Source organism: Nostoc sp., from assembly GCF_036917395.1.
GTDB lineage: Bacteria > Cyanobacteriota > Cyanobacteriia > Cyanobacteriales > Nostocaceae > Nostoc.
In genome coordinates this window covers 176,204-198,344 of record NZ_JBALDI010000078.1, presented here as the reverse complement: position 1 = coordinate 198,344, position 22,141 = coordinate 176,204, and the positions used below count along the sequence as shown (strand labels likewise).

Below are 22,141 nucleotides of genomic sequence, written 5' to 3'. Positions count from 1 at the left end.
TCGTTTCCAGGCTCTGGCTGGAAATGCTGTTCATTGCGGCTCTGCCGCGAGTAAGGAAGGCTCCGCCTAAGAGTAGGCATTCCCAGTCTCAGACTGGGAACGAGACACAAAACCCTTTTCAAACCTCGTTTCCAGGCTCTGGCTGGAAATGCTGTTCATTGCGGCTCTGCCGCGAGTAAGGAAGGCTCCGCCTAAGAGTAGGCATTCCCAGTCTCAGACTCTTAACGAGACAACCCCTACGGGTGTACCTCATATAAACGAGAACCGCTTTAGTCCAGCAAATCGTGAGGTGGGATATATCAGTGTTCGAGAAATCTTTCTTTTATCAAGGAAGTTTTAAATTACCTTAACTTAGCCAAACTCTGGGGTGGTAAACCTCTTAATTATGAATTGTTCATGCTCCCATTCCAGAATACCGCTTCAAACCCGCACGCCACAGCAAGCGATTCACACCCAAAAACACTAATATCCAACCCACCATTGACCAAAATCCTCGCCCTATATCCACAGGTAGCCCTACCAAAAGACTCGCAGGAAAATCAATCAAATAAGGAAAAGGCGTAAACATGACTATTTTCCGTACAGGTTCTGGAAAGACCTCTAAAGGTGCTATTAAACCAGATAAAAATAGATAAAACAACAACCAAAAATTTTCTAAAGCGCTAGCCCGTTCTGTCCAAAAGGCGAACATAGCAAAGGTGTACTGAATCGTAAACCGCAAAGCAAAAGTTAGCACCGCCGCCAACATAAAAAACAAAAATCTACTTAAACTTGGTAACCAAAAAGCTTGGGGATAAAGAATAAAAAATAATGCCACTAATAGAAAAGCAAACATTAGCCGAGTAAATCTTTCAGAAATATGCCCCGCAACATGATGCCATACTGGATCAAGTGGTTGTAGCAACTTGGGCGAAAGCTTGCCTTCCACTACCTCTGTTTCAAAGTCCCAAATTACCCAAACAGCGGTGAGTTGTCTAATAATGAAAACCGTGATGAAGTAACGGCCAAAATCCACAGGTGATAGCCCAAACTGTCCGCCTTGTGCCGCCTGTATCCAGATACCCATGAGGATAATCGGCAAAGAACCAGACAAAACCCAAAAAATTAGCTCTGCTCGATACTCAACCGAATAGGCGTAGTATACTGACAGTAAAGTTAGAGCTTTTCTAATAATCTTTTTCATTTGTGGTGCATTCTCCTCTTAGCAACTCTATTCCTCGCAGCACTCACTACACGACACCTGCCTGAAAAACTCGTCCAATCACTTCCTCCACGGGCGGTTCGGTAACTGTTAAATCAATTACCTCCAAATCCGCCAAAATCTGAGAAACGGTGCGGGTGAGCGCCTCTCTCGACACCATAAAACGCACTGCTCGCCCTTCTAAGAGTTGCACATCACCATAGGTCATAAGTTTTTCTATCGGTAGAGGTTGGGCTAACTCTATATGGACTTCTCGGTACGGGGCAAAACGTTCCAGCAGTCCATCTAAACTACCGTCATACATCAGCTTCCCCTGATGAATCAACAGCACCCGTTGACACAAAGCTGTGATGTCAGCCATGTAATGACTCGTCAACAGCACTGTAGCCTGATAAAGCTGATTGTACTCGCGCAAGAACTCGCGCACTGCTGCTTGAGCATTTACATCCAATCCCAGCGTTGGTTCATCTAGGAACAATACGTGGGGACGGTGCAAAAGTGCTGCTAGCAATTCTGCTTTCATTCGCTCACCCAAAGATAGCTTCCGTACTGGTTGGGTAAGTTTGCCTTCTAAGGAAAGCATCTCTGTTAATTCTCCCACCCGCCGCTGGAACTCTTTATCAGAGATGTTGTATACAGCGGCGTTAATTTTTAAAGAATCCAGCGCTGGCAAGTCCCAAATTAGCTGCTGCTTTTGCCCCATTACCAAGGTGATTTTTTGCAAAAATGCTTCTTTACGATGAAACGGAATTTGTCCAGCTACTGTGACTGTACCGCCAGAAGGATGAATTAGCCCCGTGAGCATTTTGAGTGTAGTGGTTTTACCAGCTCCATTTGGGCCCAAAAACCCCACTATTTCACCAGGTGCAATTTCAAAGGAAACATCCTGAACTGCTTTAATTGAGCGGTAGGTACGGCGAAAAAGGTGGGTGATTGTACCTTTAATACCCGGACTTTTAACTGCCACTGGATAAGATTTACTCAGATTTTCAGCAATAATGATTGACATATTTTTATGCAGCAGATTGCAACTTAGTGAGGTACAGATTATTGTGAGGGCACAACAATGTTGTGCCCCTACCTGTATACCTCATTTACCTGAAAAACGTTGTATTAGAACCACGGATGTACACAGATAAATCATTGCTGTTTAGCGCTATTTATCTGTGGTTCCAAATACTAAAGCCGGAATTTTTACCAGTGATATATGATGATTTCCTGTAGTGGGCATTACTCAAGCACAACACATAGACTTTACCGTAAACGTCCCGATCGCAATGTACTAATAATTAACCACAAACCCAATAAACTAGCGACTGCAAACAGGGTGGTGCTTAAAAAAGATAGCTGAGTTGTCTGCGCTTTGGTGGAAATTATTGCTGCACCCATAATCAGCGAACCCACTAAAATACTAAAAGATAGTCGGTTAGCTGCATCGTCCATAGTGCGCCGCACGCCATCTAACCCCCGCAGCGATAGATTCCACTGTAAGGTTTCTGAGGTAACTCGGTCTAATAATAGTTCGATTTGGCGAGGAGATTGGAGAGACAGACTTTTAATATCTAAGGCTGTCCGTAATAGCGATCGCACTGGATTATCGCCTAGTAACTGCCGACGAAACAAGTCTGTAATTAATGGTTTGATTTCATCAAAAAAATTAAGCTCCGGGTTGAATGTCCGCGCCACCCCTTCTAAATTTGCTAGGGTTTTGGCATACAAACCCATATTGCTAGGCAACCTAATTTTATTGTTGCGGGCAACTTGTAAAACTTCATAAATTATCTGACTGAAGTTTATTTGGGTGAGGCTGACATTGTGATACTTTCGCAACATGCGATCGTAATCATTTTCTAACCGCGACAAAATTACTGGCTGACCAGAATCTGATAGCTGTAAAGTTAACTGAGCGCACCGTTGAGCATCTAAATCAACGATCGCTAATAACATTTCCGTTAATATCTGCTGTGTACGGGGATCGAGTCTTCCCACCATCCCACAATCTAAGAGGGCAACACGACCATCTTTGAGATAAAACAAGTTTCCTGGATGAGGATCGGCGTGAAAAAAGCCATCAATATATAGTTGCTGAAAAAATACCCGAAATAACAAAGTGGTTATTTCTTTACGCTTTTCGGCAGGATCTTTAACATTGGGGTCACTATCCAAATCCGCCGCCAAGAATGGTACTCCATCCAGCCATTGCATTACCAGTAACTTTGGTGTGGTCAATTCCCAGTTAATTTCCGCAACCACTATTTGTGTAGGATCGTACCAGCGACTTTTAGATAAGTTGCGCCGCAGTTGGTCTGTAAAACCCGCTTCCCGTGTAAAATCTAACTCAGCTTCTAGAGCTTTGGTAAATTCTTCGGCGATAGATTTGATTTCGTAGGTTTGCCCAAAATCAGTTCGCGCTACTAAATCAGCAATACCTTGAATTAAAGCAATATCTTGAGCAATAGTCAGATCAATTCCCGGACGTTGCACTTTCAGAGCAACTTCGCTACCGTCTATTAATGTGGCGCGATGTGTCTGGGCAATTGATCCCGCCGCTACTGGGATCGGGTTAACTGTGCTGAAGGTTTCTGCTAGTGAAAGTTTTAATTCTTTACGGAGGATTATTTCTATCTCTGACCAAGGAACTGGCGGTACTTCGTCTTGTAAAGTTGATAGTTCCTCAATGTAGGCGGCGTTCAGTAAATCTGGACGCGTAGACATTAGCTGGCCAAGTTTGACATAAACTGGCCCCAAGTCTACCAGGATATTTTTTAAAACCGCAGGTGTAGGTAGCTGGGGTTCATCAGCTTTGCCACCAGTAAGTAACCTTCGCATATAGTCCCAGCCATTGCGAAGGAATACTTCAAGAATTTCTCGTTGACGGGGAACAGTTTGGGTGAGGAACATTTTTGTAAAGAATTGCAAAGAAGCAGAAAAGTTTAAAGAGGTAAGCAGCAGGGGATGACAATACAACGAAACTTGGCTGTAGCTTTGGTACTTGTTAAAGTTTTGCTAGCTGCGGCACAGTCTTGGAATCTTTTTATGGATGATTGTACGGCTTGGTGGAGCTTCTGTTCCTTCAAAAGAGTTTTGACGTAATTAGAGCAGGAATCCCCGCCGTGTAATAAGCGATGGGAGCAACAAAATCCTTTGGACGGAGAAATATATTTTTGATAGGCAGTAATAGACTCGATTGCGATTGTCTTGGCCAGAGGCTCAAAGCTAATAATGTCCATAACTGTCAGATAGAATAATAGACTGTCAAGTTATAATGGAAAAATAGACTTTTTCGCCTCTGCCAAGGGTTTTAATTTTTATAGCAGGTCAGTAAATCGGGAATCGCTTTGGAGAATTTTGAGGATCTGCTTGATTTCCTGGGTACGTTCTTTTTTGACAACGAGGGTGACATTGCGATCGCGCACAATCACCACGTCCTCTAACCCAATAGTAACAACTACATCCTCTGGATTGGAGGCATAAATAATCGCTCCCTGCGTATCCAGCCCTACATGTGTACCGAGTTCTACATTGGGAGTCTCCTCTGTTTTGAGTAAGCGCTCGATCGCATTCCAATCTCCTAAATCATCCCAACCAAAATCAACTGGCAAAACGTATGCTAGAGTTGTCTTTTCCATTAACGCATAGTCTATACTCTTCTTAGGCAACTGGGGATAGATATCAGGACCATGTTGTTCTAAAGGTTCGATAATTTCTGGTGCATGGGTATGTAGTTCCTTGAGAACAACCCCTGCCCGAAAAACGAACATTCCACTATTCCAGCTAAAGCGTCCCGTAGATAAAAAAGTCTCGGCTGTTTCACGGTTGGGCTTTTCAGTAAAACGGTTGACGTGATAAGCTGGCAACTCATTAAAGCTACCTATTTTTTCACCTTGTTCAATGTAGCCGTAACCGGTTGATGGAAAAGTAGGCTTGATCCCCAGTGTAACGATCGCTGCTGTGCTTGCTGCCAGTTGCGTAGCCGCGCTTAATGTGTGTGCAAACGCCTCTTGATCAGCAATCCAGTGGTCAGCAGGGAAAAAGCCAATAACAGCGTCTTCTCCATAGCGTTGTTTGATTTCTAAACTTGTCCAAGCAACGGCTGCGGCAGTGTCTCTACCTTCCGACTCAATCAGTAAGTTTTGAACTGGTAGATCAGGTAATTGTTGTCGTACCCCTTCAGCTATCTGACTAGAAGTTATTACCCACAAGAAATCCCACCCCCTTGGGGTTCGCCAGTCGCCTGTGGAGGGAAACCCTCCCGCAGCGCTGGACTCACCGCCACCGAGTTCAATCAATCGATCGGCGGTTGCTTGTAATAAGCTTCTAGAGCTACCATCAAGACTTAAAAATTGCTTGGGTCGGTCTTTGCGACTCAGGGGCCAAAAACGTTCACCTTTACCACCAGCAAGGATTACGGGGAACAATAAAGTATTCATGTTGTCATACACGCCTACCGAAGAACATTACAAGTTTACAGTGAGCTTTTCCACTGGCAATATTTGTAGCTTGGATTAACATACTTTTAGGGAGTGGTTGAGTGGGGAGATAATTGTGATAAAACAAGTCGAATGGTCGGAAAATCCGCTCGGATCTCAGCAAGTAGCATTTGAAACTGAGGTGCGATCGCAGCAACTTCAACGCCCGGAAAATCAGGTAACGCCTGCACCAGTAGCAGACGCACAGGAGGAGGTAGAACTAAACCAGCCAGCGAATCCGAACCGTAGCGTCGTCGAATCAGTGGGTGCAATTCCCAATCAGCTTTATGAGAGACTGGGCTTGACCGTGCCTCGATGGCTGTTGTGGATCATGACGGTGGTCCTCGGCATCATCTTATCTGGGTTACTGGTATCAACGTTGGCCCTTTGGACTCCGTTGTGGAGCAATCTAGATCGAACAGATGAAGATTTAGGAACTGCTGGTAAAGACGAGATAAAAATACCACTACCAGGGGAGTTATGGAGCAAACTCTCCCAATACCAGCTTTCACGACCGATGAATATTTTAATTATGGGGATTGAACCAGTCACCGGTACTGTTGATGGTTCACCAGAAAGCTTTGCTGGGAAAAGCGACACCATGCTGCTGGTACGGCTTAACCCTAGTGAAAAATCTGTACGGGTGCTTTCGATTCCCAGAGATACGATGATCGCCATCCCAGAAAAGGGAGAAAAGGGATTAACTAAGGTATCTGATGCCAATGCCAAAGGCGGCCCAGTCTTGGCAGCGCGGGTAGTTAGCCGTACCTTAAATAATGCCCCAATTGATCGTTACATCCGCATTTCTACCAGCGGCTTACGGCAGTTAGTTGATCAGTTAGGCGGAGTAGAGGTCTTTGTTCCCAAATCAATGGAATATAAAGACTCTAGCAGCCGGCTGTCGATTAATTTAGTCAGTGGCTGGCAAACCATCAACGGCGAACAAGCAGAACAGTTTGCCCGGTTCCGCGACCCAGGTTTGGGAGATTTGCCGAGAGTGCAGCGTCAACAAGCACTAATAGCAGCCCTGCTGCAACGCCTCAATAGTCCCACCGTCTTACCCAGGTTGCCTCAATTAACTCGCTTGATGCGAAAATATTTTGATACCAACCTGAAGATGGAAGAAATGATGGCGTTGGTGAACTTCGGACTCAACTTGGATCGGGATAATTTCCAAATGACCGTGTTGCCTGGTACGTTTAGCCGTTTTAGCAAAGACCCTGATAGCTATTGGCTGAACATGACTGGACAACAGAGCCTGTTGAATGATTATGTTGGGGTAAATGTACCTGGTTTAAAACCAGATATGCGCCGGGTTCCTAACCTCAAAATTGCTATTCAAAATGCTTCCAATCAACCTCAGCTAACTGAAAAAGTTATTGCTTATCTCAAACAGAAAGGCTTTACTAATATTTACAAAGTGCCTGATTGGCCAGATACCCAACGTCAAACTCAGATTGTTGTCCAAAAAGGCAACCGACAAGTTGGAGTTGATTTGCAAAAAGTCTTAGGCTTGGGTCAAATCGAAGTGTCGGCGATTGGTGATTTAGAATCTGATCTCACAATCCGCATTGGTAAAGATTGGAAATAAGTTACTAGAGGCGCACAGTTAGCTGTACGCCTCTACAAATAATAAAGTTATGAAAAAGATTTTACTACGCTTTTTTGGTTTGATTGTAATTTTAATACTAGCATTTTTGTGGATAATACTTAATCCCAAACCTGCTTTTGCTCAACTAAACACAATTAACTACAACAATATAAATTTAGAAAATCGTGACTTTTCTAATGCTGATTTGGCAGGTGTGACTTTTGTAGCAGCAGAAATGCGAGGGGCGAATTTCCAAGGAGCGAATTTAACCAACGCAATTCTCACTAAAGGAGTTTTATTGAAAGCAAATTTGGAAGGCGCGAACCTGAGCGGTGCTTTAGTCGATCGCGTGACTATGGATAGTGCTAACCTAAAAAATGCCATTTTTACAGAAGCAACTTTGACGAGTAGCCGCTTTTACGATGCCGAAATTACAGGCGCTGATTTTACAGACGCTTTGATTGACCGTTATCAAGTGTCGCTATTGTGTGAAAGAGCCGATGGCGTAAATTCAATTACGGGTGTGTTAACGCGAGACAGTTTGGATTGTAAGTAAAAAATTTCAGTTGTGAGTATAAATACATCGGTAAACAGAATAAAACTCTACTTATCCTCGCTCTTTTACTTAAGATTGACTGAGAATTGTCAAAAACCAGTCACCTCTAATTATTGCTGGAAATTTCAATCAAAAACTCTGTTCCTTCTCCTGGTTTAGAAGAAAATTTAATCTGGCCATGATGTTTTTCAACTATTATTTGATAGCTGATAGACAATCCTAAGCATATACCTTTACCTGGCGCTTTGGTGGTAAAGAAGCGGTCAAACATGTGCGAGCGCACCTCTTCTGGAATCCCAAGACCATTATCAGCTATTCTAATTACAATCTGGTTATTAACGGCTTGCGTACTAATCCAGATAGTTAAGGGTATTATTGGACACGTTTTAGAAAACTTCAAATACCTTTATCGCTCTGCCTTCACCCTTGGCGTAGGCATTTAAAATCACTAATTTGTCAAAATTTACCTGACAAACTGCGGGATTTCAGGTTAAATGTTTTAAGGTATGCACTCTGCAAGAGTTGTCGGGTATTATTCGTGACACAACAAGACCAAAAACCCTCTCGTTCTTTCGCTGGAATTGCTGGCATTGTTGCCGCAGCCACATTAATTAGTAAAGTCTTCGGTTTAGTGCGGCAGCAAGCGATCGCTGCCGCTTTTGGTGTTGGTGCAGCTGCCACTGCCTATAGTTATGCTTATATTATCCCTGGCTTTCTATTAATATTACTAGGTGGCGTAAACGGCCCATTACACAGTGCAATTGTCAGCGTTTTAGCCAAGCGTCGGCGAGAAGAAGCGGCTCCCCTAGTGGAAACCGTGACAACGCTGGTGGGTGGATTGCTGTTGTTGGTGACAGTTGCTCAGATTTTCTTTGCGGATGCGATCATTGATTTCGTCGGTCAAGGTTTGCAAGAGACAACCAGAGCGATCGCAATTCAACAGATCCGGATTATGGCACCGATGGCTTTATTTGCCGGTTTAATTGGTATTGGCTTCGGTACTCTCAATACAGCCAATCAATATTGGTTACTCTCCATTAGTCCTTTATTATCCAGTATTACCGTTGTTGGCGGTCTTGGTATCTTGGCTATGCAACTGGGCAAGGACATTATTAAGCCGGAGTTCGCTTTAATCGGTGGAATGGTGTTAGCTTGGGGAACCTTGGTAGGAGCCATTCTCCAATGGTTAGTGCAGCTAATTGTCCAGTGGCGGTTAGGATTAGGCACATTACGCCTGCGGTTTGAGTTTAAATCTCCAGGCGTTCAAGAAGTAATTAAAATCATGACTCCGGCAACAATTTCCTCTGGAATGATGCCAATTAATGTCGCTACTGACCTTTATTTTGCCAGTCCTATCCCTGGTGCTGCGGCAGGATTTAACTATGCAAATCTATTAGTACAAACTCCTTTAGGGATTATTTCTAATATCATTTTGCTGCCCCTATTACCGATATTTGCCAAACTAGCCGATCCAGAAAATTGGCCAGAGTTAAAATTACGCATTCGCCAAGGATTGCTACTGACTGCTTTCACCATGCTACCGTTAGGGGCGCTGATGGTGTCGTTATCTGTACCTATTGTGCAGGTGGTATATGAACGCGGTGCTTTCAAGCCAGAAGCCACACAGCTAGTTTCATCATTGTTAGTCGCTTATGGGATTGGGATGTTTGTCTATTTGGGACGTGATGTTTTGGTGCGGGTATTCTATGCTTTAGGCGATGGACAGACACCTTTTCGCATCAGTGTTTTTAACATCTTGCTCAACATCTTATTAGATTCGTTTTTCGTTAAACCTTTTGGCGCTCCCGGTTTGGTGTTGGCAACAGTGGGTGTAAATTGCAGCTCAATATTAATGCTGTTATGGTTGCTTGATCACAAACTTAATGGTTTACCTTGGCGTGAGTGGAGTTTGCCGATTTTGGGTTTGACTGCTGGTAGCGTAGTAGCTGGGGTAGCAAGCTATGGGACTTTGGTTGGTTCTCAGCAGTTGTTAGGTAAAACGGGTTTACTGATATTGCTGTTGCAGTTGTGTGTATCTGGCTTCGTGGGAATTGCGGTGTTTGCTGCGATCGCTTCATGGATAAAAATACCAGAGGTGAATATTTTTATATCTCGCCTACGTCAGCGCTTTTTGAAGAAATAACTGTTATTTGAAAATTTTAGTTGGTACACCCAAATGGGTGATTAATAATTCAGCCATTTGGGTGAACCAGGTGTGCGAGGTTACATTTTGTAAAAAAAGAGATTCTAGTACTAGAGAATATTGATTTTACTTAACTCTGGTGAGAAGAATTCTATGAAACTTACAAAATTAGCTGCGTCTTTCCTTGCTGTTGCTTCCATTGTCCTCTCAGGGGGAATTGCTTCTGCTCAAACTGCGGGTACAAACGGCAATTACATCGGTGCTGGTGTTGCTGTTGGTGCAACCAGTGGCGGACAAGGAAACGATGAGGCACAAGTTGGTGGCAATATCCAAGGACGGTACGCCGTTCCCAAAACACCTCTTTCACTGCGAGGTTCTGTGCTGTATGGTGGTGATGCTGCCGCAATTATGCCTATAGTGACTTACGATGCGCCCATCGCCAAAAATACTAACGTTTACTTCGGTGGTGGTTATTCTTTTGTAACTGACGAAGGTCAAAAAACCCCATTGGGCAATCAGAATGCACCTGTAGTCACCCTTGGTATTGAATCAGAAATTAGAAACAATGTCATTGCCTATGGCGATACTAAATGGGGTATTGACGCCTACAGAAATAGTGATGCTGATGCTGTCAGCTTTCAAGCTGGATTAGGCTATCGCTTCTAGTGATTACAAACTAGAAAACGGCTTATTCGGAAACTGAAGCAATGATGTTTCCCAGGCGTAATAGTAATTCATTCGTCATATCTGAGTATTCATACTCAGGTATGAACTTTTTTTTAATCATTTTTATTTATGATTTTGAAAAAAAATTATATTGGCTAGTATTCACCCTTTCTCTTAAAGTGAAATGAGTAATCGTGAATACACGTATAAGATATTACTCATGAAAAAGATTAATCCCATTCCAGAAATACTGGGTGAAACAACTGATGTAGAATCTTGGCTAATTCGGGCTGGGCTAAGATTTTCAGACTTAGGTGACGATGCCGCCAGTATAGCAATCCGTAAGCAATGGCGAGAGTACCAAGCCGCAGTTCAAAGATGCTGTGCAACTCTACACCAACCACCGTCACGTGTTCAACTAAGCGGCGATTATGCCAACCTGAGAATACCTGGTAGTGGATTAACCAATTGTGCGATCGCCTGTCGAGTCGTGCCAAGTCCTTAGACTGGGCAAAAGATAGAAAATCTGTAAATAGAAAGTATTCATTGCGGTTAAAGAATCAAGTGTTGGGTAGGGCACCTGATAACTGTTTGACCGTGCCAATTTTAGATTAAAAATTATTTCGGTTCATGCCCCGCCCTGTTCATTTTGGATTTGAAATTGAATAATTGTTCAAATAAAAACACGGCTACCTCTAGGTATTTTCTTCCAATCTAAAATCTCAAATCTAAAATTGATTGCCCCAAGCCATAAAGTGGTCGGGGTAAATTCCATTTTTCCATTATTTAAAATCTAAAATCGATTGACTAGTAATCCTGTTGCACGCCACCTACTACTGGCTTAATTTCAGAAAATGGATCAGTACCGCCACCCCAGTTAAAATCACTAATTCGGATGCTGAAGCCACCTAACTCCAACACTGGATTATAACGTAAGGTGATGCCATAGGTGCGACGGCTATATTCCAAAATGTAGTCGGTGCTAGCTTCTCTACCAGTATCCAAGTTAACAGACGTTTGAAAGCCTAAGCGAAAAGGACCGTAGATTTGCTGTGATATCCCAGCACTCAACACTTTGTTATCAACGGAGCGATCGAACAAAAAGGGTGATAATCCGTTATTTAAGCCTTGAGAATAACTAATATTAAAGGCGGTATAGTCTAAAAAAGGTCGAGAGAAATGACCAATTTGCCCTTGTAAGCCAATTGTAGCAGTTAGAGTGCTTTGGTTATCACTATTGGTGTAATAACTGGTAGTGCCCGTAAGAACAGCGAACGTTTGCAAGTAAGGAACTACAGGGTTAGCTGTGTATCGTAATCCCTCAGTGGCAGTGGGTGGTAATGGTTTTCCTTGCCACAGCAACAGCCCTTTACTCAGAGAAGCGCTGGCTTGTAAACGACCTAGTGAGATGCGATCGTTTTCCCGCACTGGTTCTAGTAAGTCTTGGCGATCGGTGTTGGCATTGATATATCGAGCGCTTGCCTGATAGGTAAGGTTGATACCACTTTTTCCTAAAGGAATCACAGGAGAGGTAATAATGCCGCCAAGACTGCTCTGGACGGTTTGAAAGCCGAGAGTACCGTTGTAGAGACGATTGCGGTAGTTGTATTGCAGATTCAAGATATGGGGAAGGGAAGTCCCTATTATTTGGCGCAATCCCAAATTCACCCGCAAATTGTCTTCCACCTTGTTTAAGTCAAAACTGGTTAACTCCCCAGTCCCCTGAATTACTGTTCGTGGACTCAAAACAGAATTTATCTTTGTCTTCACAGCAAACAGTGCGCCTAAGTCACCCGTGCCTTCTTGCACAGCTCTCTGTACTAGCAACTGGGGCGTGATCGTCCAGCGAGTCTGGTCTGTATCGATCACTGGAAAACCACGCTCAATATACAAACCACCCCGATCTTTTCCATCAAAGCCGGGGGAGACTATTGCAGGTGTAACGTCTCGTTCCCGGCGGTCAATAGTCCGCTCATTCACCGGAATTGGTAAGGAGAGTCTTTGATCCAATACCAAACGCTGCTTCTGTGTCCTGATGCGGTCTACCAAGGGTGATTCTCGCGTCAGAGTTACTGTATCTGCGCGTAACTCTAATTCTGGCGGTGAAAAAGGATCATTGGTGATGCGGACATCCCTTGCTTGCCAGCCTTGCGGATAGAAGTCAATGTGTTCAGCTTCAAACCTGAGCCGCTTGACTACACCCCCTGATTTTGGTGGCGGGATGTTGGTAGCGCCTGTCTGACCACCAATTGTCACATCAATTCCTCCAGGGCTGCTCACACCCGAAACGGGCTGATTGGCTATAATGCGATCGCTGGGCGGACGTTTTGGGACTCCACCAGCACTTACATCCGTGGGTAAGAAAGCAAAATCTGTTTGTGCTGAGGGTACGTAAATTTCTCCTCTACCATTTAGCAGTTCCCCACTATCTTGAACAAAGTTATAGGTAAAGCGTTGTCCACGCAGTACCTGATCACCCCGTGTTAAAGTTACGTTGCCGAACCCCGCAGCGATCAAGTTGTCTAAATTGACTTGCAGGCGATCGGCATCCACCACCGCCCCATCAAATCGCACAACTACATTCCCAACAGCTGTAATAATTCGCCGTTGCTCGTCATACTCTTGCCGATCTGAAGTGACTTCCACAATTCTCGGTCTGGCTGGCGGCGTGCTGGCTGGCGCAGTTGTACCAGATGGTTGACCTTGCGGCTTATTAGTAGTATCTACCTGTGGTGTAGGTATTGGTACTTGAGCTTGTTGCTGAATTTGGGAATTGAATTCTACAGTGAGGGGCGTTGAGAGTTGGTTTGTCGAACTGCGAGACTTGAATTTTATAAAATTTTGTACTGATTGAGAACTTGGTGCAAGATCAGCAGCAGATACAGAGATATTGTCTCTTCCTAGAGACTGTGGTGCAGTAATATCACTTTGCTGTTTTTGCTGGGTTAACTTCTCAGCTAAAATTTCCGCCTTGGATTCGACTAACTTGTTGCTGTTTGTGAGACTTGGGGCAATTTCAAGAGGACGCAAAGATTGAGCGACTTGGGGACTTGGGGAAACTCTATAGCTAAAGCTACCATTTAAAAATGTTTGTTTTTCTCCACCACTATAGTTGGGATCTGGCGTAGACGCGGAGCGGCTTGTCGTCAGACATCGCTCACCGAGTTTTTGAGAAGGTTCACGTTTTGCGTCTCCCAATGCCACTTGATTCGAGGTCGAGAATCCCAAGTTGGGATGTTTGACCACAAGCCGCTTTGCATCTAGGTTAAAAGCCTCCGCTCCAACTTTTCTTGGCAACGCAGTCGCTTCGGTTTGCGTCTTTTGTTTGTGCGACAACCTGAGGAGAAGTTCCGAGCGTCGGCGTCTGGCACTTAGACTTGTCTTTGTGTCTTCTTTATCTTGGCGATTAGAGGTTTTAACCTCCTGCGTGGGATAACCAACAACCAGTGACTGCCCCAAAAGTGCAGCACTTCCAGGTGCGGTGATCGGGGAAATTTCTAGTGGATGGGATACAGAGGGAGTTTTGACAACTACCAAGTCATCCTGAGTTGAGTCGATCTCAGTTGGCAATGGCGGATTACTGTTGGTGTTACCCGCAATTGCCAACTGAGTCAAATCCTTGGGCTGCTTGGATTTGTCTGTCTTTTCCTGCATTCCAGTCTTTACAACTGAAAGAAACTTTGTATAACTACCAGACGGGGCGGGATTTACAGGTTGTAAAGATTCGAGGATCGGAGGCGGATCGGGTGGCAGAACTGGATGAAGCATATTTGAGCAAAATCGGGCTAACAAACAGCCAAATGACGGGCGGAAGGATAAATATACATTATTGCCTTCCGACTGTCGCCTTCTGCTACCTGCAGTAAGCCACTTGGACGAGGAAACTTACTAAGCGAAAGTTTAGTAAGTTTCCGTGGCGTTTAGTATCTTCCGCCTTCCAAAGTCGCGGATGATTTATCGCCTTTTACTCTAAGTCCCGACGGCCGGGGTTACGAGCTGGGTCGTTCGACAAAAATCCGAAGACGAAGATAATTACGAAGAAGGCAACAACAATATAAACAGCGATTTTTAAAGTCAGCATAGAAATATCTCCAAGGGGTAAGACAAAGAAAGCTTTTCTTTCAGGATCTGCCATGCAGAAAAGATAGCTCCTTTATATTACCCAAATCTTGTCCCTTTTTTAGAGGACTCTGGGGACTTGGGACTGGGACTTAGAGATTAGGGACTAGCAGTGCCTACTTTACAGTTATTGAGAATGGTGCAAGATGTCAGTTATCTGACTTTTAGATGCCCTTAAAAAATAACTCAGAGACTGTTTACTCTTGTGACGTTAACTGACGGCAAAGGTTTCCCAAAAAAGGTAACAGGTTATAGCTTACAGGGGATAGTTAATATTCCAAATGCCCCATAACGCCACTTGCTTTAAGTCGGGGAACCCTCTTGGGCGCAGTGGCTCCCCAATGCCCTATTTTTCGGTTTGAACTTTTGCTAGGTCTTTGCCAATTCGGTTTTTGATTACTCGTGCAGGTATGCCTACAGCAATGGAAAAAGGAGGAATATCTTTATTGACAACAGCTCCGGCACCAATAACACTGCCTTTACCGATAGTAACTCCATCTAATACCGTTACTCCATGCCCTAGCCAACAGTCATCCTCAATCACAATTCCCTTGCGAGTAACACCTTGGTATTTAATCAGCTCCATCGGATCAGCAAAATTATGATTATTGGCATATATCCCTGAGTGGGCAGCAATCATGCAATGTTTGCCAATTTTAATGTCTCCTGGCCCTTCAATACATACGTTGGGAGCAATGAAGGTGTCTTCATCAATATGTATACACGTATTTTCTAAAGACCCTATATCAACGTTACGCTCAATAGCGACTCTATTTCCTAGATGAATTCTATTATTTTTGTGTCCTCTAGCATCCATCCGTACACCCTTAAAAATATATACTCCACTGCCTATCTCAATACAAGAAGTACCGTTAAATTCAACACCATTTTGAATATAAACTGGGCTGCCTATTTGAGCAAAAATACTACGATATCCCAAATTACGCAACTTCGGACCCAGAATGAGTGTAGGAATATCCCCTAACACAGTAGTTACTAAAAGTTCTTGCACGCGCTGCAATTTTGAAACATATTGCTCGTTATGCATGGCTACATATCTCTTCAATCAATTGTTGTTGACAGTATTGAAAGTTGTTTTGGCTGTATCCCTAATCTTCTGCCAATACCAATAAAATTTGTATTTCTTAATACATCAGGTAAGTTGGCAGTATTACCGAAATTTACCCATATTTTTAAATGGTTTTCCAACATTTGGAAAACTAAAGTCTAGCTTTGACTATGTGAGCAATTCCTTAATTTAGGTGCGATAGAATTACTCAATTGATATACACAATTGATTTGGGTCGCTAGAAGCTTTTGTACCTAGTTTATCAATTTTAGATTTTGGATTTTGGATTTTGGTGAAGCAGCGTGGTCGTCTCCCCTTGGGAGACGCCAAGGGCGATGGGGGTTTCCCCCATGAGCGACTGCTGTTAGCGCAGCGTTAGCGATAGCGTAGCGTTAGCGATAGCGTAGCGTTAGCGATAGCGATAGCGCAGCGTTAGCGAGGAACGAGCGTCGGAACGAGCGTCGGAACGAGCGTCACCTGAAGGGATTGACCCCAGCAAGATTGGGTGTGGGGCAAGCCGAATTTTGGATTTTGGATTTGTTCCGCCCACGCTTGGATGAGGCATAAACCGAAGTAATTTTTAACACTTTGCCTCCTTTACCTCGGCAACTCTTGGAGACGCTGCGCGTAGCTTGCTTCCCCATAGGGGTACGCTCAAGGCAAGTCGCTCAGTGTTAAAGCCGAGCGGACTTGTACTGAGAATTTCGGCTTGCTTCTCTTCGAGAGGCTGCGCCAACGACTGCGCTTAACACAAGTCGCTGATGGAGCCGGCGTCGAAGTAGTCGAGGCTTTAATTCTTCAATTCTTTAATCTAAAATCGTTCGACTGAGCGTAGCCGTACCACTTCGTGGAAGCAAGCTACGCGTAGCGTTCCGCAGGAAAGTCTAAAATCTAAAATTGGCACAGTCAAGGCACGTAACAATTCTGCTTCTTTTTTACCAGTTCAATTAATCAAACAATATCACTGCATTGCAGAGTCAAATATCAGACTATTAAATTGTCTGACGGGTAAATTTGCTGGTTAGATAGGCTACTGTTTTGGTTATCCAATAAATTTGAAAAGGTTGTTACGTAACTAGGGATGGAGTTGTTTGCCTTGAAGCTACTTTCTCTCAGGCGGTTTTAGTCTTTTAAAACAACTCAGTTCCACAAGCTATTTTGCAACAAAAAATACATTTAACTAGACTATATTCAAAGTTTAGATAAAATTTTTGCCTAGCATGACAATGTAATTATTGTTGGATTATTCTGGGTATTTTTGCCCAAATAAAATCCAATTAAGGTGGATTATCTCCCACATCAGCCATCACATTGAAATTAACCATCGGTGCAAACAAGTAAGCGCTTCCCCGACTGCTATGACGGCTTTCTTGCAACGAATTTCTAGAGTATGCTGCTCCAATCATGTTGCACACAGATGATTTACAGACTAACCAGTTCACGTTTGTAATTACATGAATGGTTTTTAATAACAATTGTTTTTAACGATAACACATTTTATTTTTAGTGGAACACTCTCAATAAATAAGTTGATTTCCAGGTTGCTTATTGATGAGAATATTGGAAATCAGTTAACTTTTTTACTGGAGCGATCGCTACCTAAAATAATTTTATACACTTAGAGTAAATCCATTGAAGATGGGAAGTTTAAAAATGCTGTAAGCGGTTAATTGGCATTTTTGTCCATATTTCTATCGTCGCTTGTCCAAGTTATTTTATGATTGAGCGTTCAACTCAGAATGATATCTACTATACTTATTACACCCTCTTCCTGAAAATGCTAAAAATATTCCTCTTGCCTATTACTTATATCTAAAACATTTGTAAATCACCCATTCGGGTGATCCAAGCGGGTGATGCGTGCTTGGCACTACTCATTATAAATTTAATTTTATCGAGAGGAAGCTAAAACATAACTTAGTTTTCAGGAGAAGTCCACAAAACAACATCCAATTGCTCAAATTGAGGTATCGGTTTTAACTCACACACTTGGTTCAAATTATGGCTTTAATTAAAGAAATTGTCGAAGAAGCTCTAACTATCGGCTATCTGAGTGTTGTAGCTGAAGATCAACTGCGATCGCAACTTCAAAGTAATTATGACTCAGAAGACCTAGATGCCTGGATCATTTTACAGCGGGCTATTGTGGCGGGTGATGTTAAGCAAGAGTCGCGCCGAAAAAAGGTTTCCCTCTCTCCTAAAGCTAAAGACGCTTCATCGAGTATCAAACTTGCTTATCAAATGGCAGCGGAGATTGCTTATGCAGCAGCTGTGGCTTTGTCAATGACAAAAAATACCAAAGATCAGCCTTCATTAGGCGCGTAAAATAACACGCTAAGAAGTTATTTTCCTGATTTAGTATTAAAAATTATACCAAGTAGTTAGCGTCGGCGTAGCCCGCACTTCTCTACGAGACGCTGCGCGTAGCAAGATCCCCGTAGGGGTACGGCAAGCTCAGTGACCACCGCAGGCATCGGTTTTCCTGGTTAATTGCTTGGTAAGGTTTTCGTGCGATTATTTATGGGGTTTACATAGCTGCTTTCTGCCCCCTGCCTTCTGACACTGCTTCTTTGCCAGCGCCATTTTATTAAAAAATATAGGACTTACGCACTGTACAAATTAACCATAATGTAAATTATGAGATTTCGTCGTTTCAGGCGCTTCGTATAACCCTAATTTACTCCCATATTTGCGTAGGCGTAGCCCGTCGTGTAGACATCGCTGGCTGCTAAACATGGTTGAAATACCTAAATAGCCTGTAGTACTTATGTACGATGCGTAAGTCCTAAAATAACTAAAAATTTAATTTTTCTGGACACAGGTATGGGGAATTTTCACCCTCAGCTAAGACCTAGAATTGATCCCCAGAAGCAATACTAAAAAAAATATAAATTATTTATTCAAAACTAGATTTTTTTTAAGTGATCCAGTGCCAGTAAATGATTAAATCTTAATATACCAAGTACATGGCTGAGGGTAAGGCATAGAATTAGAAACACCTTGGTGTAAACTTTAGCAACGAGGTAAAGAATAATTCTCAATGCTTAACAAAGTCATCGCTTTTTCACAAAATACAGTATAAAGAATTGGCAACATTGGTAAAGAGAGTAAACAATAACCATAGCTAAACTTGGAGTTTTGCCAACCTATGCAGCCAATTCGCACATTTAACGTATCCCCTTCACTACCGCCGCGACTCGAACCACTACGGCGGCTGGCACAGAACTTGCACTGGGATTGGAATGTTGAAACTAAAGATTTATTTCGTCGCTTAGACTCTGACCTATGGGAGTCTAGCCATCACAACCCGGTGTTAATGTTAGGTACTATCTCTCAATCACGGCTTCTGGAAGTTGTCGAAGATGAAGGCTTCCTAGCGCAAATGGATCGAGCTGACCGTCAGTTAGAAGATTATTTGCAAGAGCGCACCTGGTATCAGAAACAACGAGAGCAGAAACCAAAAGAATGCTACGCCTATTTTTCGGCGGAATTTGGACTTGTAGATTGTTTACCCGTCTATTCTGGGGGCTTGGGCGTTCTAGCGGGAGATCACCTCAAATCTGCCAGTGACTTGGGTCTACCGCTTGTAGGTGTAGGTTTACTGTACCAGCAAGGCTACTTTGCTCAGTACCTCAATGCCGATGGCTGGCAGCAGGAACGCTATCTGAGCAATGATTTCTACAATATGCCCTTGCATCTAGAGCGCAATCCCGATGGTTCAGAACTGCGGATTGCGGTAGATTATCCAGGACGCAAGGTGTATGCCAGAGTTTGGCGCGTACAGGTAGGAACGGTGCCCCTATATTTGATGGACACCAACATTGAACCCAACAATGTTTACGACCACGACATCACAGATCAGCTGTACGGTGGCGACATCGATATGCGTATCCACCAGGAAATCATGCTGGGGATCGGTGGTGTGCAAATGCTTAAAGCTTTGGGGCTGAAAGTCACCGCTTACCACATGAATGAAGGTCACGCCGCCTTCTCTGCCCTAGAGCGCATCCGCTTGCTGATTCAGGAAGAGGGACTCAATTATGCCCAAGCTAGACAGGTGGTGGCTTCCAGTAACATCTTTACTACGCATACACCAGTACCGGCGGGAATTGACTTGTTTGCTCCCGATAAAATGTTGTACTACCTGGGGTACTATGCAGAGATATTTGGGTTGCCCAAAGAGCAATTTTTAGGACTGGGGCGCGAGAATACAGGCGATTTATCTGGGCCTTTCAGTATGGCGGTGCTAGCGCTGAAGATGGCCACATTTTCTAACGGTGTAGCACAACTGCATGGTGTAGTGTCGCGGCAAATGTTCCAGGGCTTGTGGCAGAATGTGCCTGTAGAAGAAGTGCCGATCGCAGCAATTACTAACGGTGTCCATGCCCGGAGTTGTGTGGCGAAATCGACTCAAGAATTGTACGATCGCTACTTGGGGCCAAATTGGTCATCAGCACCACCAGATAGTCCATTGTGGGAGCGGATGGACGCCATACCCGATGAGGAGTTGTGGCGCAATCACGAACGCTGCCGCTTAGATATGATTTTGTATGTGCGGGATCATTTGGTTAAGCATTTGAGCGATCGCGGCGCTTCCGCCTCCGAAATTACCCAAGCCCAAGAAGTTTTAGATCCTTACGCTTTCACCATTGGTTTTGCCCGTCGGTTTGCCACCTACAAACGCGCTACCCTTTGGATGCGTGATTTGGATCGCATTAAGCGGCTTTTGCTGGCTAACAAAGACCGAAAAGTGCAATTCGTGATTGCTGGTAAGGCGCATCCCAAGGATATTCCCGGTAAAGAACTGATCCGCGAAATCAATCACTTTATCCGCGAACAACATTTAGAAAAGCAGGTAGTGTTTGTTCCGAATTACGACATTCACATATCCCGGTTGATGGTTGCAGGTTGCGATATCTGGTTAAACACACCGCGTCGTCCACGGGAAGCTTCTGGTACCAGTGGCATGAAAGCGGCAATGAATGGATTGCCGAATTTAAGTGTACTAGATGGCTGGTGGGATGAAGCTGATTACGTCCGCACGGGCTGGGCAATTGGACATGGAGAGAATTACGACGATCCCAACTACCAAGATGAAGTAGAAGCAAATGCTCTCTACGAGTTGTTAGAGAAGGAAGTTGTACCGTTATTTTATGAACATCGGGATAGTGATGGTTTACCCCGTCCGTGGGTTGCGAAAATGAAGGATGCAATTCGGTTGAATTGTCCATTCTTTAATACAGCGCGGATGGTAGGAGAGTATGCCGGACGGGCTTATTTCCCAGCTAGCGATCGCTATCATACCCTGACTGTTGATAACTATGCCCCAGCTAAAGAACTAGCTGCTTGGAAGGAAAAACTGAGGGAACACTGGTTCAACATCAAAATCAAAGATATTGACGTATCGGCAGTTTCGGACATTGAGGTTAACCAAACTGTTACAGTCAAAGCCAAAGTTGACTTGGCAACTTTGACGAATAATGATGTGCAGGTGGAGCTATACCAAGGTGCGATCGATCCCAATGGTGAGATTGTCAACGCTGTGTCAGTGGTAATGGATTACGAAGGTGAGGATGGACAGCAATTGGGTATTTACACGGGTAATATCACCTATACCGCTTCTGGTTTGCAAGGCTTGTCTTTGCGTGTATTGCCGAAAAATCAATACCTGGCTAATGCTTATGAACCAAGGTTGATTGCTTGGGCAGAGTAATAGTGCTGAGTAGTTATTGACTACTCAAGATTAGGCGTTGCTGATTTAAGTTTAGCAACGCCTTTTATTATGCTACGCAGTCACACCCAAAAAATAACTATTGCTAGAATTACGAAGAATTATAAGGAAATGCGATTTGACTGGGATAATCACAAAAGTTAGCTTCTTAAGCTTTGATTGATCCGTGCTTCAAAGCCAGAAGTACTAATGTCTGCGATCGCGGATTTCTTGGTTTACAAACCTTATACCAATCCGTAATAGCTTAGGGTAACATTGACTATCAAAAGATTAATAGTATACAAACGAAGTATTTTTACGTGGATTTATCAGCAAATAATGTGAAGAATATGTAAAGATGCGTCTCGAAGCAAAAATATCTAAGTAAATACAGTAGTATATGCTCAGTGTTGGGTTATTTAGATATTCTCTATTTTCAAGTTAAATATCTACGCATAATTGCTCATAAAAAAGGTATAAAAATTTTCATCGCTCAAAAGTTGACTATTTTCTCTTCTACTAGGACTTAGATTTGGCAAAAAACCAAATATCGAGTGTGAATTTTACGTATTCAATTGTCAGATTTTTTAATCTCCTGCGTAAAGCCTGCGGCATAG

Annotated in this window: 17 protein-coding genes and 1 pseudogene; 7 read left to right on the top strand and 11 right to left on the bottom strand. The window is 43.5% G+C overall.

The window, feature by feature from the left end:
• Nucleotides 1–394: 394 nt before the first annotated feature.
• The 5 genes from V7K46_RS27355 to V7K46_RS27335 form a co-directional block, all read right to left on the bottom strand.
• A complete protein-coding gene (locus tag V7K46_RS27355; RefSeq protein ID WP_335118800.1) occupies nucleotides 395–1,183 on the bottom strand; it encodes an ABC transporter permease in 789 nt (262 codons plus the stop codon).
• A 46-nt stretch (nucleotides 1,184–1,229) separates the two neighbouring features.
• Nucleotides 1,230–2,210 (bottom strand): ABC transporter ATP-binding protein, encoded by a 981-nt coding sequence (locus tag V7K46_RS27350; protein ID WP_335118798.1) that lies wholly within the window; start codon nucleotides 2,208–2,210, stop codon nucleotides 1,230–1,232.
• Between the two features lie 245 nt (nucleotides 2,211–2,455).
• Nucleotides 2,456–4,102, bottom strand: a complete 1,647-nt coding sequence (locus tag V7K46_RS27345) for an ABC1 kinase family protein (RefSeq protein ID WP_335118795.1) — start codon at nucleotides 4,100–4,102, stop codon at nucleotides 2,456–2,458.
• Between the two features lie 32 nt (nucleotides 4,103–4,134).
• On the bottom strand, nucleotides 4,135–4,431 hold the full coding sequence (gene yidD / locus V7K46_RS27340) for a membrane protein insertion efficiency factor YidD (RefSeq protein WP_335118793.1): 297 nt from the start codon (nucleotides 4,429–4,431) through the stop codon (nucleotides 4,135–4,137).
• Between the two features lie 78 nt (nucleotides 4,432–4,509).
• The gene (locus V7K46_RS27335) at nucleotides 4,510–5,631 is read right to left on the bottom strand and encodes a mannose-1-phosphate guanylyltransferase (protein WP_335118791.1); all 1,122 of its coding nucleotides are present in this window, start codon (nucleotides 5,629–5,631) and stop codon (nucleotides 4,510–4,512) included.
• A 115-nt stretch (nucleotides 5,632–5,746) separates the two neighbouring features.
• Here V7K46_RS27335 and V7K46_RS27330 point away from each other — a divergent pair, with 115 nt between their 5' ends.
• Both V7K46_RS27330 and V7K46_RS27325 read left to right on the top strand, forming a co-directional pair.
• Complete coding sequence (locus V7K46_RS27330) at nucleotides 5,747–7,261, top strand: LCP family protein (RefSeq protein WP_335118789.1); 1,515 nt, start codon at nucleotides 5,747–5,749, stop codon at nucleotides 7,259–7,261.
• A gap of 49 nt (nucleotides 7,262–7,310) precedes the next feature.
• The gene (locus V7K46_RS27325; RefSeq protein ID WP_335118787.1) at nucleotides 7,311–7,817 is read left to right on the top strand and encodes a pentapeptide repeat-containing protein; all 507 of its coding nucleotides are present in this window, start codon (nucleotides 7,311–7,313) and stop codon (nucleotides 7,815–7,817) included.
• A 106-nt stretch (nucleotides 7,818–7,923) separates the two neighbouring features.
• On the opposite strand, the pseudogene V7K46_RS27320 reads toward V7K46_RS27325, so the two are convergent.
• Nucleotides 7,924–8,178: pseudogene (locus V7K46_RS27320) on the bottom strand (sensor histidine kinase); the annotation flags it as partial.
• 177 nt (nucleotides 8,179–8,355) lie between these two features.
• Here V7K46_RS27320 and murJ point away from each other — a divergent pair.
• The 3 genes from murJ (at nucleotide 8,356) to V7K46_RS27305 (ending at nucleotide 11,131) form a co-directional block, all read left to right on the top strand.
• Nucleotides 8,356–9,960: a murein biosynthesis integral membrane protein MurJ gene (gene murJ, locus V7K46_RS27315; RefSeq protein WP_335118783.1), complete on the top strand. Its 1,605-nt coding sequence runs from the start codon at nucleotides 8,356–8,358 to the stop codon at nucleotides 9,958–9,960.
• Between the two features lie 153 nt (nucleotides 9,961–10,113).
• A complete protein-coding gene (locus V7K46_RS27310) occupies nucleotides 10,114–10,626 on the top strand; it encodes a hypothetical protein (protein ID WP_335118781.1) in 513 nt (170 codons plus the stop codon).
• A gap of 220 nt (nucleotides 10,627–10,846) precedes the next feature.
• A complete protein-coding gene (locus V7K46_RS27305; RefSeq protein WP_335118779.1) occupies nucleotides 10,847–11,131 on the top strand; it encodes a hypothetical protein in 285 nt (94 codons plus the stop codon).
• Nucleotides 11,132–11,433: 302 nt separating this feature from the next.
• On the opposite strand, the gene V7K46_RS27300 is transcribed toward V7K46_RS27305, so the two are convergent.
• From V7K46_RS27300 to V7K46_RS27280, 5 genes are all read right to left on the bottom strand, one after another.
• On the bottom strand, nucleotides 11,434–14,394 hold the full coding sequence (locus tag V7K46_RS27300; protein ID WP_335118777.1) for a DUF3769 domain-containing protein: 2,961 nt from the start codon (nucleotides 14,392–14,394) through the stop codon (nucleotides 11,434–11,436).
• Nucleotides 14,395–14,590: 196 nt separating this feature from the next.
• A complete protein-coding gene (locus V7K46_RS27295) occupies nucleotides 14,591–14,707 on the bottom strand; it encodes a photosystem II reaction center protein I (protein WP_335118822.1) in 117 nt (38 codons plus the stop codon).
• Between the two features lie 384 nt (nucleotides 14,708–15,091).
• Nucleotides 15,092–15,793 carry an acyltransferase gene (locus V7K46_RS27290; RefSeq protein WP_335118775.1) on the bottom strand — a complete coding sequence of 234 codons (702 nt, stop codon included), beginning with the start codon at nucleotides 15,791–15,793 and terminating at the stop codon, nucleotides 15,092–15,094.
• 430 nt (nucleotides 15,794–16,223) lie between these two features.
• A complete protein-coding gene (locus tag V7K46_RS27285) occupies nucleotides 16,224–16,379 on the bottom strand; it encodes a hypothetical protein (protein ID WP_335118773.1) in 156 nt (51 codons plus the stop codon).
• A gap of 712 nt (nucleotides 16,380–17,091) precedes the next feature.
• On the bottom strand, nucleotides 17,092–17,256 hold the full coding sequence (locus V7K46_RS27280) for a hypothetical protein (protein WP_179063512.1): 165 nt from the start codon (nucleotides 17,254–17,256) through the stop codon (nucleotides 17,092–17,094).
• Nucleotides 17,257–17,815: 559 nt separating this feature from the next.
• Here V7K46_RS27280 and V7K46_RS27275 point away from each other — a divergent pair.
• Together V7K46_RS27275 and glgP are read left to right on the top strand one after the other, a co-directional pair.
• Nucleotides 17,816–18,139: a hypothetical protein gene (locus V7K46_RS27275; RefSeq protein ID WP_335118771.1), complete on the top strand. Its 324-nt coding sequence runs from the start codon at nucleotides 17,816–17,818 to the stop codon at nucleotides 18,137–18,139.
• A gap of 823 nt (nucleotides 18,140–18,962) precedes the next feature.
• The gene (gene glgP, locus V7K46_RS27270) at nucleotides 18,963–21,527 is read left to right on the top strand and encodes an alpha-glucan family phosphorylase (RefSeq protein WP_335118769.1); all 2,565 of its coding nucleotides are present in this window, start codon (nucleotides 18,963–18,965) and stop codon (nucleotides 21,525–21,527) included.
• The last annotated feature ends 614 nt before the right edge of the window (nucleotides 21,528–22,141 follow it).